Genomic DNA, 17,565 nt, shown 5'->3' with positions numbered 1-17,565 from the left:
CCCTTTGACAGAAGGGGATTTTTTTTATGAAAAATACAGAAGAGCCTCATTGACGCATTCATAAAACATGTGGTAATATACGTTCATTACTTTAATTATCTACTACATTAGCAAACTAAAGCGTTTGTTCGGAGGTTTCAAATATGAATGCAGTTGTGATTGCTGTTATTGTCATGCTTATATTAAGCCTGCTGCGAGTCAATGTTGTTCTTGCCTTGATTGTGGGCGCTCTTGCAGGAGGTCTGACGGGCGGTCTCGGTCTCGGCCAGACGGTCAGCGTATTCACGGAAGGACTCGGCGGGAACGCAACCGTCGCTGTCAGCTACGCGCTCCTCGGCGCATTTGCGGTCGCTTTGACGAAAACGGGTCTTCCGGATGCCATGGTTGAAGCTGCTGTCAAGCTGATCGGCAAAGAAGGCGATACAAGGCGCAAAACCCTTTCAAAAGCGCTGATCGTCTTCGTGATTTTAATCATTTCTTGTATGTCTCAAAATATCGTTCCGGTTCATATCGCATTTATCCCTGTTTTAATACCGCCGCTATTGAAAATTTTGAATGAGCTGCAAGTGGACCGCCGCCTGATTGCGTGTGCGATGACATTCGGATTGACAGCTCCGTATGTTTTGCTTCCCGTCGGCTTCGGTCAGATTTTCCAGGGGATTTTGAAAGACAATATGAAAGATGCCGGCCTTTCGGTCACATTGGCTGATATTCCGATCGCCATGATCATCCCGATCGCCGGGATGATTGCCGGTTTGGCTGCTGCTGCTTTTGTGTACCGCAAACCGCGCACGTACGAAATGAAGGAAATCGCCGGTCAAAAATCGGCGGCTTATACGAAAAAAAGCCTTTCGATTGCCGCTTTGGCCATCGCTGTATCACTAAGCGTACAGCTTTATTTGTCTCAAAGTTTAGACGTCGACGGAATGATCTTCGGCGCGCTCAGCGGTTTGGCGGTCTTGTTTTTAAGCGGAGCGATGAAGCGCGGCGAAGCGGACGAATTGATCACAAACGGCATGAACATGATGGCGTTTATCGGATTTGTGATGCTGGCCGCAGCCGGTTTTGCCAATGTGCTTGAGAAAACGGGCGATGTCAAAGCCCTTGTTGAAGCGTCAACAGGTTTCATCAGCAATAATCAAGTGATCGGCGCATTGCTGATGCTGATTGTCGGTTTATTGATCACAATGGGGATCGGTTCATCATTTGCGACGATTCCGATTATCGCAACGATATTTGTGCCGCTTTGCATGCAGCTTGGCTTCAGTCCGATGGCGACCATCGCTATTATCGGGACGGCGGCGGCTCTCGGGGACGCCGGTTCACCTGCGAGCGACAGCACGCTTGGCCCGACATCAGGCTTAAATGCAGACGGACAGCACCACCACATTTGGGATACTTGTGTTCCGACATTCATCTTTTATAATATTCCGCTGATTTTGTTTGGCTGGATCGCGGCGATTGTTCTTTAAAAAAATTCCCCTCACTTTGAGGGGAATTTTTTTCTATGTTTGTTAAAATAAAAAGAGAACCGCACCGCCTGCTCTTAATTAATAGGTCGGGTTTCTTCTGAAGCCTGCGCCTTTTTGAACCGCCCGGAAAACCTTTGAGGCGAGCGCGGCGAGCAGAACGGAGAATGCCAAGTCTTTCACGAAGAACCAGGTCATCATCTTCCAAACGGCAGAATAAGACAACGGTGTATTGAGCCAAGTTGAAAACGCGAGATACGTATAATTGACGCCAATCAGATAAATGATTAGTGTACCGATCAATGAAGCTGTGAAAAAGTGGCCAGTTCTCGGTTCTGATACTTTGTCCGTGATCCAGCCCGCGGCATATGCGGCAGGAATGTAGGATAGAATAAATCCGGCGCTTCCTTTGAAAAGAACGGAAATACCGCCTGAAAAAGAAGCGAATACAGGAGCGCCTACAAAGCCGACTAACGCATAAACGATCATGGATAGCGCACCTAATTTGCGGCCGAGCAGAAGCCCGGCAAGCAGACAGAAGAAAGGCTGCATCGTAAGCGGAATACCGCCGATTTGCAGAAACGGGGCAAACGAAGTGATATTAGCGCCGATCCCCATGAGGGCGGCAAACATTCCGACAAGCGCCATATCAGCGGCGCGAAGTTTCTTTTTATTCATGATCTTTGTTCCTCCTCAGTGATTCAACACAACCTTATCGTAAGAGATCGTAAAATAGTTTGTCAACCACTTTTTAAACAAAGTTAACAAAGGGGGGTTCTTTCGTGTTTTTTGGAAAAACAAAACCGCACAAGTCCGACAGGGTGCCTCCAAACCAAAATGTCACGACATCTTTTCCTGTTCTTCATGCAGGCGATGTTCCGGAATACAAAGACCTCTCAAAATGGAATTTGCAAGTCTACGGACTTGTCGAACAGCCGCTCCTGCTGTCTTTGAATGATCTGCATGACATGCCGCAGAGCGAAGTGTCCAATGATATTCATTGTGTAACAGGCTGGTCCAGGCTCGATAATGTCTGGGAAGGGATCAAAACAAAGGAGATCGCTGAAAGAGTAAAGCCGCTTCCCGAAGCCAAATTTGTCATCTTGCATGCAGAGGAAGGCTGGACGACGAATGTTCCGCTCGAAGACTTTTTAAAGGATTCGTCTCTTTTGGCTCATTCCCACAACGGCGCCCCGCTCACACCGGAGCACGGTTTTCCGCTAAGAGCGGTCATGCCGCATCTGTATTTTTGGAAAAGCGCCAAATGGCTGAGGGGCATTCAGTTTACAAAGGAAAACCATCCGGGCTTTTGGGAGAAAAACGGGTACCATATGAGGGGAAATCCTTGGAAAGAAGAAAGGTACAGCTTTGATTAGCGGGGGAGGATGAAATGTTTTTCGTATAGCTGCTCATATTTTGCATGCTGACCGTATGTTTTTGGCTTTTGATCGCATCATTCAAGAAAAAGGCTTTTGCTGTTTTATTAGCGCTGACAGCTGCGGCGGTTTTGCCGCTGTTTGCCGCAGCCGGCGATGCCTCAGACAGGACGCTGTGGAGAATCGTTCTGTTTGCGGCGATCCCTGTTTCTGTGATTACCGCAAAATTGATTCAGGATCGGCGGAAAACGGAATAAAAGAAAAAGACAGAGTCTCGGAGCTGTTTCCCGGGGCTCTGTCTTTTTGATGCTATGCACCGGTGGCTGACGACGAATTTTCGATCGCAAGCTCTGCCGGAACGTAATCATAGTTTAAGTCTCTGGCTACGGCTTCATAAGTGATATGGCCGTTTGCTGTGTTTACGCCGGCTTTTAGCGCACGGTTATCAAGTATCGCTTTTTCCGCGCCCTTATTTGCGATTTCAAGCGCGTACGGAACTGTTACATTCGTCAGTGCGACTGTGGATGTCCGCGGAACGGCCCCGGGCATGTTGGCAACGGCGTAATGGACGATTCCGTGTTTGACATAGGTCGGATTGTCGTGGGTTGTGATGTGATCCACCGTCTCGACGATGCCGCCTTGATCGATTGCGACGTCAACGATCACCGAGCCCGGTTTCATCTGTTTGACCATCTCTTCTGTCACTAAAGTCGGCGCTTTGGCACCCGGGATCAGCACCGCGCAGATGAGGAGATCGGCTTCAGCGACTGCATCAGCGATGTTGACCGGATTGGACATCAAAGTTTTGATTTGGTTGCCGAATTGATCATCAAGCTGGCGCAGACGTTCCGCGCTTAAATCGATCATCGTCACGTCAGCTCCCAGACCCGCCGCGATTTTTGCCGCATTTGTGCCGACAACGCCTCCGCCGATGATCGTCACTTTCCCGCGCGCGACTCCTGGTACCCCGGCCAATAGTATGCCTTTTCCGCCTTTCGGCTTTTCAAGGAACTGGGCGCCGATTTGAGCGGCCATCCGCCCGGCTACCTCTGACATCGGCGTCAGTAAAGGAAGGGAGCGGCCGTCGCTGACCGTTTCATAGGCAATGGCTGTCACGCCTTTTTGCTTTAATGCTTCAGCCAGGGAAGGCTCTGCGGCCAGATGCAGATAAGTGAACAAGATAAGCCCTTCTCTAAAATACGGATATTCTTCAGGAAGCGGCTCTTTGACTTTCATCACCATATCAGCTGCTTCCCAGACGGCTTTCGCCTGTTCTGAGATCTCCGCTCCCACTGAGACGTAATCTTCATTTTCAAACCCGCTTCCAGCCCCCGCGTCTTTTTCGATGATGACGTGGTGTCCTGCCGCGATCAGTTGAGAAGCTGCACCGGGAGTCAAGGCAACACGGTTTTCATTGTTTTTGATTTCCTTCGGTACGCCGATAATCATCCCATCATTCCTCCTTTTTCTGTAAAAATGTTGTTGTTTTAGTTTATACTGACTTTTTAGAATTTTCTTTGTTTGAATCGAAAAATAAAAAAACATGCATTTGTGGAATTTCACAAATGCATGTTGCGAAGCTTGATTTCCAGATAAATCGTAAATTTTTCATTGATGTTTTTTAAATCGATTTCGGCGATTTTACTGATGCGCTTCAGCCTGTAGTTCAGCGTGTTGACGTGAATGTTCAGCTTTTTGGCGGCGGTGTTGACGTTGCTGTCGCATTCGATAAACTGCTCAAGCGTCTCGACAAGATTGGAGTGGTGCTCCTTGTCATATGCTTCAAGCTGCATTAAAGAATAGTTTGGATAGCTAGCGTGTTTCCGTTTTTCGCTGAGCACGTCGAGATACTGATAGATGCCGAGTTCTGAAAAGCTGACGAGCTGCCTTGTTTCTTCGGGAAAACGCTCCTTGACCTTCAGCGCCGAGAGCGCTTCCTGATAAGACTGGTGTACAAGGGTGATCAAGCTGTACATTCCGCCGATCGCAATCGTGCAGTTGTTCAGTTTATAGCGCTCTTCAAGCTGCTTTTGTATATTCGCGGCAAATTGCTTTAAATCATTGAACGGCTGTCCCTTTTGCCCCGTTTTTGGCGAAGCGAGGACAATCAGTTCATTATAATCGATTGTAGCCAGAAGAATTTGCACCTGCTGCGTCGTCTCCAGCAAGTAGTGGAGCTGTTTTTCGGTTTTTTCTTCGATTTCGTCTTTCAGCCGGATGATGATGACCGAGTAAGTTGAAGGTACCCCGATACCAAGCTGATGAAAGCCGTCGGAGATCTCCTGATCTTCCGAAATATGCCCGGTCAAGAGCTTCCAGAAAAATTCCTGGCTGCGCTGTTCATTTTTTCTTTTTCGGACTTGATAAGGCAGCAGCTTGTTTTTGACGGAATCCGCAGCCAGCTTCAAAAGATGAAGCTCGTTTTCCGACAGCGTTTTTTGGCTTTCCAGCGCCCAGATAAAACCGATAACCTCGCTGTTTTTCCAGATTGATATCGCCACGCGGCTCGACAAGCCGACTTCATCGATTTGCTCGACCCTGATCGGTTCGTCGGTTTTCATCAAGGCGGGAATCGTTCCATCTTTCCAAAGCTTGTTGATGACCTTTTCCGGCACGCGTCTTCCGATGATCGTTGACGTTCTCGCCGGGTCCGTGTAGTCGCTGTGGGTGCTGTAAGCAAGGAGACGGTGGTTGATGTCTTCTATTGTAATCGGACAGTCCAGCACCTCGCTGATATGATCTGCCACATCTTCTAAACGGTCATATTGATATTTAAAAGGATTGTTTCGATTGTTCATAAAAAAACCCCTACTTTTATGTTTGCATGAAAAAATTTTGACATATACCCATCTTACTTTTATTATGAATATAGTTGTTTGTTAAAATCAACAAAAAAGTCGCTGGCGATTTATTATTTTTCATAAACGTAGCGATGTATTACACCAAATTTAATTATTCTGAAATAAGAGGAGTAGGAACATTGGCGATTCTAGAGAAAATCAACGGCTTTTTATGGGGAGTCCCGGGCATCATTCTGCTTGTGGGAACCGGTTTATTTTTGACGTTCATCCTGCGGGGGCTTCAATTTAAAAGATTGATATATGCATTCAAACTTGCATTCGGGAAAGAGAAAGAATCAGCCGGAGCAGACGGTGATGTCAGCAATTTCAAGGCGCTGATGACGACGCTTGCCGGAACGATCGGAAACGGGAATATTGCCGGTGTAGCCACGGCGATTACGGTTGGAGGTCCGGGGGCTTTGTTTTGGATGTGGCTCGTCGGTCTTTTAGGGATGGCTACGAAATACAGCGAAGCATTGCTCGCCACGAAATACCGCGTCAAAAATGAGCGGGGCGAATATTCGGGCGGACCGATGTACTATGTCGAAAAAGGGCTCGGGAAGAAGTGGAAGCCGCTTGCCGTTTTATTTGCATTGTCAGGTGTGCTTGCCTCTTTTGGAATCGGGGATTCCGTCCAATCCAACACGATTTCGGAAGTCGTCACACACAGCTTCGGAATTCCAGGCTGGATCATCGGTCTTGTGCTCGCGATATTGACAGCCGCGATCATCTTCGGCGGTTTTCAGCGTGTCAGCACGGTTGCGAGCATTTTCGTGCCGGTCATGGCGATTCTTTATATCGGCGGCTCACTGATCATTATTTTCCTTCATTATGATCAAATCATTCCGGCGTTCCAGCTGATTTTTTATCACGCCTTCAATCCGGTGTCAGCCGCTGGGGGCTTTACAGGTGTAGTCGTGTCTGAGGCGATCAGAAACGGCATGTCGAAAGGAATCTTTTCAAACGAAGCGGGTCTTGGTACCGCTGCTTTGATCGCAGGAAACGCGAAATCCGATCACCCCGTCAAGGCTGCTTTGGTTGCGATGACGGGAACATTCATCGTCACATTGATCGTATGTACAATGACCGGGCTCGTCCTCATTATTACGGGATTTTGGGATCCTTCAGGCGGTCTGCTTTCTGGTGTTGCCCACGATACATCGCTTGACGCCGGCGCGCTGACAAACGCCGCGTTTGCTTCTTCGCTCGGAGCCGCGGGTAAATACATTGTGACGTTTTCAGTTATTTTCTTCGGCTATTCAACCATTGTCGGTTGGTATGTATATGGAGAAAAATGTCTGGAATATTTAGTTGGTTTAAAATGGGTGCCGGTTTACCGTGTCGTTTATGTCATCGCTGCATATTACGGTGCAGTCGCAAGCCTCAATACTGTATGGGCTTTTGCCGACATGGCGAACGCATTAATGATGATCCCGAACTTAATCGCCCTTGTGCTCTTATGGAAAGTCATTCGGGCGGAAACTGACGATTTCTTTTTGCACCATTATAATAAGGAAAAACAAAAATCAGCCGGCTTGAAAGCGGGCTGATCGAGACAAGCCTGCCTCTCTTAGAGGCGGGCTTTTTTTGCGCTTATGCAATCCTTCCTTTATCCTATGGAAACGGTTCAGACCCAAGTGGGTACACAGAACCATGTCATTTGATTCAAATGTTACGAGAGAAGAAAATTGAGATAATTTTACTAGATTTCTATAATTTTTGCTGGGTGGAAATAGAGGAATGATAAACCTTTAGACTCATTTTGTAAAATAACAACAGATTTGTTTGACTGTGCCTCAATCTTGTTTTTATAATAAAAGCGTTCAAAAAAATAAGTTATTTAGCCCATATCTAGGGCGAATAGCGCAGGAGGTATAAGGAATATGTCAGGAATCATTCGTGTTACGCCGGCTGAATTGCGGCAAATGGCTGACAGATATCAAAAAGAAAGCGGAGATGTGACTGAACAGGTCAATCAGCGCCTTGATCAAATGATCAACCAGCTTCAAGATATGTGGGAAGGTGAATCAAGCCGTGCGTTCTCAGAGCAATATCAAGAGCTAAGACCTTCTTTTATTAAAATGGCTGAACTTCTAAGCGACGTTTCTAAACAACTTCATCAGACTGCTAACACTCTTGAAAGCACTGACCAAGACATCGCTAGCCAAATCCGCGGCTAATTTACAGATTAGAAGAATGAGAGAAGCGCCTAATTCAAAAGAAGATGACGGCGCTTTTTCTATTGAGAGGTGATGAACTGGTGTATGTTGACATTACCATCGATTTAAAACATTACGACGGCAGCGCCTTTGACCTCAGACTGTCAGATTACCATTCTGTTAAAAAGGTAATCGACATCGCGTGGCAAGCCAAAAGCATACCGGTACCTCCCCGGGAAGGCTACTGGGTAAGGGTGACAAATAAAGATGCCGTTTTTTCAGGCGAATATACATTATCGCAATGCGGAATTACGACAGGTGACCGCCTGGAAATTTTATGAAAGGATCTGGGTGAATGGCAGAGAAAAAGAAAACGTATCTCGAAGACCAATTAGAGGCCGTCATGACGAAAGAAGACGGTGCATATATCTTTCGTTTTCAAAGAGAAAAGATCAATCTTGTGAACGGCTTGGAAGCAAACGTCATCAAAGAAGTCGATCCTTCCTTTAATAAAGAAACCGTCATGACCGATGATGAAGTCCAAATTTTGATTCAGCCTCCTTCCGAATATAAAGAATTTCGTTATATAAAAGGAAAAAATAAAAAAAGCAAATGGCTTTTTGCGTACCAGCTCGTGAAAGCCGTCGAAGAACATTCAATTAAAAGGCTGCACCTGATCGCTGCGCCTGAAAATATTGTTTTTGACAAAGGATTAACACCTAAATTTTTACATTATGGAGTGAAAGAAAGCATTCCGCCATATGAACACGACGAAGAAAGACTTTTCAATGAAGTGAAAGCCGCCGCTGCGCTTGCTGTCGATGGGCAGTTTACTTTTGAAGAGTATTTAAAATACAGCGAAACCATCAAGTTTTCAGACCAGGTAAAAGACATCATCACAAGCGGGACGTACGGCGATTTGAAAGCCGTCATTCAAAAGAAGATCGATGAACTGGATGCCGAAGAAAAAACGCTTGTCCATCTTCCGAAAAAGAAATGGAAGATTCAAAGGTACATAGGGTTAGGACTTATTTTATGCTTAATACCGGCTGTTTTATTTTCCTTCTACTCATTATTCTTTGCACAACCGAAACAGCAGGCGTTTATCGAAAGCAACCGCTACTTCTTAAATAAACAGTACAGCAAAGTCATCAGTACGCTTGATAAATATGATGCCGGCGAGATGCCTGATTCTGTTCAATATCAGCTGGCTTATTCGTATGTGCTTGTTGAGAGCGCATTGAAGGAATTGGACTGGCAGGAAGATGCTTTAAAAAGCCTGACGCTCCAAGTCGATCCGAATAATTTCCTTTACTGGATTCAGATCGGACGGGGGGATAATAAGGGGGCTCTTGAGACAGGCCGGAAACTGGAAAACGACCTTCAAATTATCTACGCAATCACAAAATATATGAGTGAAATAAAAGCGGATGACCAAATGTCGAGCGATGAGAGAGAAAAGCTCCTGGAGCCGCTGCAAAAGGAATTTGACGAATTATATAAGACATTGGAACAAAATAAAAAAGAGCAGAAGAATACTGATGAAAACCAGCAGGCAAACACCGAGCAAAGCCAGGCGGACGTAGAAGCCGCAAAGGCTGAAAAGGAGAAAGCCGAGCAAGAGCAGGCGAAAAAAGAAAATAAAGAAAAGGAAGACAAAAAGAAAAAAGATGATAAATAAAAGCGAAAACACCTGTTGTTGGCAGGAGGCGGGGAAATGAGTCTGTTATGGATTTTTTATCATAAAAACTATCAAAAAATAAAACTGGATGATCAGAACAGCCGCACGCTCACCATCGGGCCGGATTTGAAACATTCTGTCACGATCAAGCATTTTTCGTTTGAAAAAGGCCCGGTGGTACTGGAAAAGCAGAAGGACTCAGACGCTTTCAACGTGCAGCTGGGAGGGGAGACTGTTTCTTCTTTAAAGCTTGGCGGAAAGGCGTCCGTCCAAAGCGGCGCTGAACAGCTGACACTTTTTTTAGCCGAAGAATCCGACAGCGTTCCCGCCTACTATTTGGGAGAGAGACAGGAAGTCGTCATTTCTTCCCTTGATCAAGAAGCGGATGTTTATTTCAATGAAACGGATTCATTCTTTGGAGAAAAAGGTACATTCTCCTTCATCCGCCTCGACGGGCGATGGAATGTCCTGCCGAATGGCGCCAAAATTTATTTGAACGGAGAAGAAGTGTCCGCTTCGGTCTCCGTGCAAAATGGAGACGAAATCGCATTTGGACTGAATATTCTTCGCATCATTGAAGATGACCTCTTGGAAATCGAGGGGTTCGGACAATATGATACGTCTTTGGAGAACATTCTCAAGCCGAGCTCCGAGACAAAAAATAAATATCCGCAATACCGCAGGCCGCCGAGAATGATTTACGATCTGCCGGATGAAAAGATATCCTTCAGCTTCCCGGCACAGGAAAGCGACGGAGACAACAGAGGCTTATGGCTGATGATTTTGCCTCCGATCGTCATGCTGCTCGTCATGGGGATCGTGGCGCTCATTCAGCCGCGGGGAATCTTTATCATCGTCTCCCTTGCGATGTTTATGATGACGCTGATTACGTCAACCGTGCAGTACTTCCGCGACAAAAATCAGCGTAAAAAAAGAGAAGAAAAAAGAGAGCGGGTCTATACCCTTTACCTTGAAAACAAAAAGAAAGAGCTGCACGAACTTGCAGAAAGGCAAAAGTTCGTCCTTGATTTCCATTTTCCTACATTTGAGAGAATGAAGTATTTAACAAAGGAGATCAGCGGACGGATTTGGGAAAAATCGATTGAAAGCGCCGATTTTCTGCAAATCCGCCTTGGAACGGGAAATGTTGCATCTTCATACCAAATCAATTTGAACGGCGGAGATTTGGCCAATCGCGATACAGACCATCTCCTTGAACAAACGCAAAAAATGGAAGAGGTCTACAGAGAACTGAAAAATGCGCCGATCACCGTGAATCTTGCTGAAGGCCCGATGGGCGTCGTCGGAAAATTGTCCGTCGTCAAAAATGAAATTCATCAGCTTGTCGGCCAGCTCGCATTTTTCCACAGCTATCATGATTTGCGCTTTGTCTTTATTTTTGACGAAGCCGAGTATCAAGAATGGGAATGGATGAAGTGGCTTCCGCATTTTCAGATGCCTCATATTTATGCGAAAGGGTTTATTTACAACGAACAGACAAGAGATCAGCTCCTTTCAAGCATATATGAAATTTTGAGAGAACGGGATTTAGATGAAAACAAAAAGAAAACTTTGTATAAGCCGCACTTTGTGTTTATCATCACAAATCAGCAGCTCATCGCGGAACACGTCATTTTAGAATATTTGGAAGGCAAGCAGAAAAACCTCGGAGTGTCGACAATCGTGGCGGCAGAGACGAAAGAAAGCCTGTCCGAAAACATTCATACCCTTGTTCGTTATATTACTGAACAGGAAGGCGACATTTTGATCAAGCAAAAGAAAGCCGTACAGATCCCGTTTCAGCTGGATCACCACAACAGGGAAGACAACGAACTGTTTTCCCGGACGCTGAGAACGCTTGACCACCAGACGGGCATGACGAATTCGATTCCTGATACCGTATCGTTTCTCGAACTGTTCCAAGTGAAGGAAGTCGATGACATCGGTATTGGCCAAAAATGGTTAGCAAGCGAATCGGCCAAATCTTTGGCCGTACCGATCGGCTATAAAGGAAAAGACGACATTGTTCATTTAAATCTTCACGAAAAAGCCCACGGCCCCCACGGGCTGCTTGCCGGAACGACCGGTTCGGGTAAAAGTGAATTTTTGCAGACTTATATTTTGTCTTTGGCCGTTCACTTCCACCCGCATGAAGTCGCATTTTTGTTAATCGACTACAAAGGGGGCGGAATGGCGCAGCCGTTCCGGAACATCCCGCATTTGCTCGGAACGATTACTAACATTGAAGGCAGCAAGAACTTCAGCAACCGGGCGCTGGCGTCCATTAAGAGTGAGCTGAAGAAAAGGCAGCGGCTCTTTGATCAGTATAAAGTCAACCATATCAATGACTATACAAAGCTTTACAAACAGAAAAAAGCGAAAACGGCGATGCCGCACCTTTTCTTAATTTCAGACGAATTTGCCGAGCTGAAAAGCGAAGAACCGGAATTTATCCGCGAGCTTGTCAGCGCGGCAAGGATCGGCCGAAGTCTCGGGGTGCACTTAATCTTGGCGACGCAAAAACCGGGCGGCATCATCGACGACCAGATTTGGAGTAACTCCAGATTCAAGGTCGCCTTGAAGGTTCAGGATGCGAATGACAGTAAAGAAATCCTTAAAAATGGGGATGCGGCTACCATCACGGTAACGGGCCGCGGTTATTTGCAAGTCGGCAACAATGAGGTGTATGAACTGTTCCAGTCTGCATGGAGCGGCGCCCCTTACATGGAGGACGGCTACGGCACAGAGGATGAAGTGGCGATCGTCACAGACACCGGTTTAATTCCTTTGTCAGACGTTGACGCCGATCATACTGCGAAAAAAGAGGCCGTAACGGAAATTTCCGCAGTCGTCGAACAAATTGAACGGATTCAAGAGGAAATGGGAATCGAGAAGCTTCCGAGCCCTTGGCTGCCGCCTCTTGAAGAGCGCATACCTAAAACACGCTACCCGTCTGAGGAAGCGGATGCCTTTAACTTTGCTTATATCGATGAACCTGAAAAGCAAAGCCAGGAGCCGATCAGCTATCGCATGATGGATGACGGCAATATCGGCATCGTCGGATCGTCAGGCTACGGAAAATCCCTGACCGCTACGACGTTCATGATGAGCTTTGCCGAACAATATACACCGGAAGAATTGCATTACTACATTTTCGACTTTGGCAACGGAACGCTGCTTCCGCTTGCAAGGCTTCCGCATACCGCGGATTATTTCTTGATGGACCAAACGAGAAAAATCGAGAAATTCATGGTCCGGATCAAGGCGGAAATCGAGCACCGGAAAAATCTTTTCCGCGCAAAAGAAATCAGCCATATCAAGATGTACAATGCGCTGAATGAGGAAAAGCTGCCGTTTATTTTCATAACGGTCGACAACTTTGACATCATTAAAGACGAAATGCATGAACTTGAAAGCGAATTTATCCAGTTTTCACGCGACGGCCAGTCGCTTGGAATTTATTTAATCCTGACCGCGACAAGGGTCAATGCGATCAGACAGTCGCTCTTGAACAACCTGAAAACGAGGGTTGTCCACTACCTGATGGATCAGTCTGAAGCATATTCGATCATCGGAAGGCCGGAATTCAGCCTTGAACCGATCCCTGGACGCGTCATTATCAATAAAGAAAACCAATACTTCGCACAAATGTTTATGCCTGTGGAAGCGGACAATGATATCGAGCTGTTTGAACGGATCAAATCCGACATTCAGGCGATCGCAGAACGGTCGGAAGGCATGAGAAAGCCGGCGCCTGTGCCGATGCTGCCGCTGGAGCTTTCCGTTACGCAGTTTGTGAGAGATTATCCGCTTCAGCCTGAAAGAGGCCTTATTCCAATGGGACTCGATGAAGAATCTGTCGAACCGGTATACTTTAACCTTGAGAAAAATAAGCACTGCCTCATCATGGGTCAGACGCAGCGCGGAAAAACAAACGTCATCAAGATCATGCTCGAGCACCTGCTTGACCATGACACGAAAAAAATTGCCGTGTTTGATTCGATAGACAGAGGGCTTTCTCAATATGCGACAGAGGATCAAATCAGCTATCTTGAAACAAAAGACGACATTATGCTCTGGCTGGCTGAGACGGAAGAAATTTGCCGGACAAGAGAAGCGATGTATTTGGAAGCCGTTAAACAAGGCGAAATCGCCAACCTTGATTTTTCACCGATGGTCTTTATCGTCGACGGACTTTCACGGTTCCAGCAGACGATCGACGCATCTATTCAGGATAAAATGGCGATGTTTATGAAGTCATACGCCCATTTAGGCTTCCACTTTATACCTGCCGGAAATCACAGCGAGTTCACAAAAGGCTATGATTCGCTGACAAGCGAAGTCAAGCAGGTCAGACACGCCATGCTATTGATGAAAAAATCCGAGCAGAATTTGATTCAGCTCCCATATGAACGCCAGGAGCCGGAAATTCTCCCGGGCTTTGGCTATATCGTTGAAAACGGCAAAGAGAGGAAAATTCAAATTCCTTTATGTGCCGTAGAAAGGAAGAAAACGAAATGACGGAACAACAAAAAAGCACGCTGAAAATTATCAGCGCCTTCGTCACGATCATCTTGCTGCCCGTCTTGTTCTTTCATTTCATCGGTGAGAACCCGACGAAAAAGGTATCGAACGCGACAAGGGAAATCGCTGTCGTCAATGAAGATACCGGCATTTTGAAAGATGACGGAACCGTTGATGAAGATGCGCTGCTGGGGAACGAAATCTCGGCTTCCCTGGTTGACCGTCCGGACTATAAATGGACGGTCGTCAACCGGAGCGCAGCAGAAAGCGGACTTTCGGAGAAGCAATACGATGCGATTGTCTACATTCCGTCGGACTTTTCGCAAAACATTTTAAGCTACAACCATGAGCGTCCACAAAAAGCGGAGCTGGAATTTAAAATTCAGGACCAGCTTGACGCCGTCAACAAGGAAAAAGTCCAGCGCGAACTTCAAGACGCGCAAAAAACGGTGAGCAAAAAAATGTCTTCCCTGTATTGGCGCTTTGTCAAACAGGGAGTCAAAAAGGTCAGAAAAGAGTTTGACAGCATCGTAAACAAAGAATCAGAATTCCAAAACGCGATGTACAATTTTTACAAGCCGAGCTCCAACAATTTAGCGGGCGAAGTAGAAAGACAAAAAGAGATGATCGACAGACTGAAAGAATCGATCAATGAAACAGAAGGCACATCAAAAGAGCGCAACGCAGGCGTCGAAGAATCCAAAAAACAACTGGACAGCTTCGTCGACAACGTCAATCAGTACAAACAATATCAAGAAAAGCAGTCGGAACTGCTTCAAGCTGCACAAGCGGACAGTGAAAAGCAAATTCAAGACGGCCTTACGGTGATTAAGGAAAAGCAGTCCAGCGCAACGAGCCGTTTCAATGAACAAATGAGCGGCATGGCCGCTTCATTCAACGGTTTGCAAAATCAATTCAGCCTGACTGCGAACTCTTTTCAAAACCTGCAAACGACGCGTGAAAATCAGGTGCCGTTACAAATGAGCGGAATTGACAGGATTCAGAATGAGTTGATCGATGATTATCAGGCCCAAACGAGAAGCTATAATCTGAGCGTGCTTCAACCTAAATTAATAGAGAGGCGCTCAGTGTTAACCGTTCCACAGGAAGATCCAGGCACCACAAATCCTGGTGATGATCAAGATAACGATGATGAAGATCAAAATGACGACGAAGAACAGCCGAAAGATTTAAAAATCGATCTTCAAGAACAGCAAGATGAATTGAAGAACATTGCGGCTGATCTTAAAGAATTATCGGACGGGCTAAAGGATTCCTCAGGGAATGATGGCGGTTCAGGAGATCAAGAACCATCTGCCGGAGAGCCGAATCAGGGTCAAGAACCTTCTCCTGAAACCGGGGAAATCGGTCAGCAGGACGGTTCAACTTCTGCAGATGATGCAGGCGATAAGGGAACAGGCGAAGACGGCCAAACGGAGAACCCGGGAGACGAGCCTGAAGACGAAATTACCAAGTTAAAAGCACAGCTCAATGAAGCCGCCGCTAGAATTGAAAAGGTGGAAACAGATCTTCGCGAAAAACAGGAAACGCATAATGAAGAGTTGAAAAAACAGCTGGAAAAATTTGATGATAAAGTCGCTGAATTAACGAATACGATTAAAGACTTAAATCAAAATGTCGAAAAGCTGAACGGGCGAATTACAAAGCTTGAAGAGAGCCAGAATGAAGACTTTAAGACGATTTACAGTCAAATCGAAACACTTGAAAACGAAATATTAAGCTACCCGATGGGTACTGAGAGAAAAGAAGCATTAAAAGAGGCTTTTGCTTCTAAAATCAATACAAGAGATGTCCGCGACCTTCTCAGATATCATAATACGTTGTCTGTATATAGAACAACGCTATACGGATCAGTAGATTATTCAATTAAGAGCAATGTCATCTCCGCGAAAAAAGACAGCGTGGATACCGTCCTTAAAATCGGTGAAACCGAAGCGGAAAAATGGAGCAATTTAAAAAATAATATGCTGTCTACAAATGAAGACATTGAAAATTACACAACAGACATGACCGATTTCGTCAAAAGCTACGGCGATTTCATTAGTGAGAAGCAGACTGACGTGCTGAATGAACTCAGCACGATTTCAGAACGAGCAAATGCCGTATCTGAACAGCTGCGCAATCCGGAAGGCGCCGGAACGGCGGTCATGCAGGGAGACGCGACAGATGGAACGATGGTCATCAGCATGCAGGATACGCTCGGAAATGACATTTTGCAGCTGTCTAACATGCTCGGTTCCTTGTCGGAAACGCAATCAGGCGTCATCGAGTACACGGGCAATATTCAGGAAAGTGTGAACGATGTTCAGAAAAAAGCGGATACCCTGAATTCAAACTGGGGCCAAAATGTCGCGACGACAAAGCTGATCCGCGGAGACGTGTACGGCATTCTCGGCAATGCGTTCGGAGGAAACGACGGATATGTATACGATCATCTGGCAAGTCCGGTGAAAATCAGCGGGGATGTTCCAGAGTCGAAAGCGCAAAACGTACCGCCGGTCGTCATTCTCGTGATTGTGATGCTTTCCAGCTTGCTGATCGGATATTTCAGCCACCATTATCAAAATGCTCCGCTCTTAGTCAGAGGCGCGCTGTTTGGCATTTTGAATATTATTGTCGGACTGATGATCAGTCTGTTCGGTTTGAACATTTACTCACTCGCAGACGATCAGGCCGTCATGTGGTCGGTCTTTACGATCTTGCTGCTGGTCGCAAGTTCAGCCATCATCCGGACGGCGTTTATGCTGGGATCGATCGCAGGCGGAATCGCAACAGCCGCTATGGTGCTGTTCTATGTAGCGCCGCTGCTTGACTTGGCGATGCCGAACTTCAGCTTTAACAATCCGGTATCAACCGTATATATGTCGATTCAGTACGGAACTGGAAGCCAGTTTGCACTCGGAATCGGAGCATTAATTTTAATCACGATCATCGCGATTGCTGTTCCTTTTATTATCGATTTTGCAAAATCAAGAACAGAAGAAAGCGAGACTGACCATGATGCTTAATGCGAAATGGGGAAAGAAGGGGATCATGGCAGTCATGCTCTCCTTCTTTCTTTTCACTCCGTTCGTGAAGGCGGAGGAAACCGATAAAGTCGATGTAAAGCCAAACGAGTATGAAAAGCAGGATATTAAAATCGAGACGGACTATCTTCAGGAAGAAGAGACGGAATACAAGGAAGAAATATCAATTCCAGAAGAACTGAAGGAATTCTCATTTACAGATTCGAAAAAAGAAGATGCCATCGAAAAGCTGAAAAGCCTGTCCGGAAGCTTCACGAATGAAAGCAATTCCGTGGCGTCAAAGCTGAAGCAGCTTGACCTGTCATTCTCGGCAAATCCGTCCTTATCGGGACGGGAAGATGACGCTGCGGAAAGTCGGCAATCCATCTTCCTGCCCATTTTATACGGTCTGCTGATCCTCTTATGCATCGCAGGTCTGTTCTTTTTGATTCCGAAAGTCAGCGGGCAGCAGAAAAAATAGGAGCGCTCA

General features: G+C 46.2%; 13 protein-coding genes. 10 read left to right on the top strand and 3 right to left on the bottom strand.

What is annotated here, in order from left to right:
* Window positions 1–143 precede the first annotated feature (143 nt).
* A complete protein-coding gene (locus tag MHH76_RS17080) occupies window positions 144–1,472 on the top strand; it encodes a Na+/H+ antiporter family protein (RefSeq protein ID WP_025809768.1) in 1,329 nt (442 codons plus the stop codon).
* Between the two features lie 78 nt (window positions 1,473–1,550).
* On the opposite strand, the gene MHH76_RS17075 is transcribed toward MHH76_RS17080, so the two are convergent.
* Window positions 1,551–2,147: a biotin transporter BioY gene (locus MHH76_RS17075; protein WP_020452815.1), complete on the bottom strand. Its 597-nt coding sequence runs from the start codon at window positions 2,145–2,147 to the stop codon at window positions 1,551–1,553.
* A gap of 104 nt (window positions 2,148–2,251) precedes the next feature.
* On the opposite strand from MHH76_RS17075, the gene MHH76_RS17070 reads away from it, so the two are divergent.
* The gene (locus MHH76_RS17070) at window positions 2,252–2,845 is read left to right on the top strand and encodes a sulfite oxidase-like oxidoreductase (RefSeq protein ID WP_035337616.1); all 594 of its coding nucleotides are present in this window, start codon (window positions 2,252–2,254) and stop codon (window positions 2,843–2,845) included.
* A 44-nt stretch (window positions 2,846–2,889) separates the two neighbouring features.
* Window positions 2,890–3,102 (top strand): hypothetical protein, encoded by a 213-nt coding sequence (locus tag MHH76_RS17065; protein ID WP_230368265.1) that lies wholly within the window; start codon window positions 2,890–2,892, stop codon window positions 3,100–3,102.
* 52 nt (window positions 3,103–3,154) lie between these two features.
* Here MHH76_RS17065 and ald read toward each other — a convergent pair whose 3' ends face one another.
* Together ald and MHH76_RS17055 are read right to left on the bottom strand one after the other, a co-directional pair.
* Window positions 3,155–4,294: an alanine dehydrogenase gene (ald, locus tag MHH76_RS17060; protein ID WP_043054457.1), complete on the bottom strand. Its 1,140-nt coding sequence runs from the start codon at window positions 4,292–4,294 to the stop codon at window positions 3,155–3,157.
* Between the two features lie 110 nt (window positions 4,295–4,404).
* The gene (locus MHH76_RS17055) at window positions 4,405–5,643 is read right to left on the bottom strand and encodes a PucR family transcriptional regulator (protein ID WP_043054456.1); all 1,239 of its coding nucleotides are present in this window, start codon (window positions 5,641–5,643) and stop codon (window positions 4,405–4,407) included.
* A gap of 182 nt (window positions 5,644–5,825) precedes the next feature.
* On the opposite strand from MHH76_RS17055, the gene MHH76_RS17050 reads away from it, so the two are divergent.
* The 7 genes from MHH76_RS17050 to essA all read left to right on the top strand — a co-directional run bounded on the left by MHH76_RS17050 (window position 5,826) and on the right by essA (window position 17,556).
* Window positions 5,826–7,235 carry a sodium:alanine symporter family protein gene (locus tag MHH76_RS17050; protein ID WP_023856169.1) on the top strand — a complete coding sequence of 470 codons (1,410 nt, stop codon included), beginning with the start codon at window positions 5,826–5,828 and terminating at the stop codon, window positions 7,233–7,235.
* Between the two features lie 333 nt (window positions 7,236–7,568).
* A complete protein-coding gene (locus MHH76_RS17045) occupies window positions 7,569–7,865 on the top strand; it encodes a WXG100 family type VII secretion target (RefSeq protein WP_003184900.1) in 297 nt (98 codons plus the stop codon).
* 80 nt (window positions 7,866–7,945) lie between these two features.
* Entirely contained in the window at window positions 7,946–8,185 is a 240-nt protein-coding gene (locus MHH76_RS17040; protein WP_020452810.1) for an EsaB/YukD family protein, read from the top strand.
* Between the two features lie 14 nt (window positions 8,186–8,199).
* Entirely contained in the window at window positions 8,200–9,525 is a 1,326-nt protein-coding gene (gene essB / locus MHH76_RS17035) for a type VII secretion protein EssB (protein WP_025809758.1), read from the top strand.
* Between the two features lie 36 nt (window positions 9,526–9,561).
* Window positions 9,562–14,046: a type VII secretion protein EssC gene (gene essC / locus MHH76_RS17030; protein ID WP_025809756.1), complete on the top strand. Its 4,485-nt coding sequence runs from the start codon at window positions 9,562–9,564 to the stop codon at window positions 14,044–14,046.
* On the top strand, window positions 14,043–17,078 hold the full coding sequence (gene esaA / locus MHH76_RS17025) for a type VII secretion protein EsaA (protein WP_025809754.1): 3,036 nt from the start codon (window positions 14,043–14,045) through the stop codon (window positions 17,076–17,078). The genes essC and esaA overlap by 4 nt, the downstream gene beginning before the upstream one ends.
* On the top strand, window positions 17,068–17,556 hold the full coding sequence (essA, locus tag MHH76_RS17020; protein ID WP_025809752.1) for a type VII secretion protein EssA: 489 nt from the start codon (window positions 17,068–17,070) through the stop codon (window positions 17,554–17,556). The genes esaA and essA overlap by 11 nt, the downstream gene beginning before the upstream one ends.
* The last annotated feature ends 9 nt before the right edge of the window (window positions 17,557–17,565 follow it).

The sequence above is a fragment of the Bacillus sp. FSL L8-0193 genome (genome assembly GCF_037976065.1).
Taxonomy (GTDB): Bacteria; Bacillota; Bacilli; order Bacillales; family Bacillaceae; genus Bacillus; species Bacillus paralicheniformis.
This window is presented reverse-complemented; position numbering and strand designations above follow the sequence as displayed.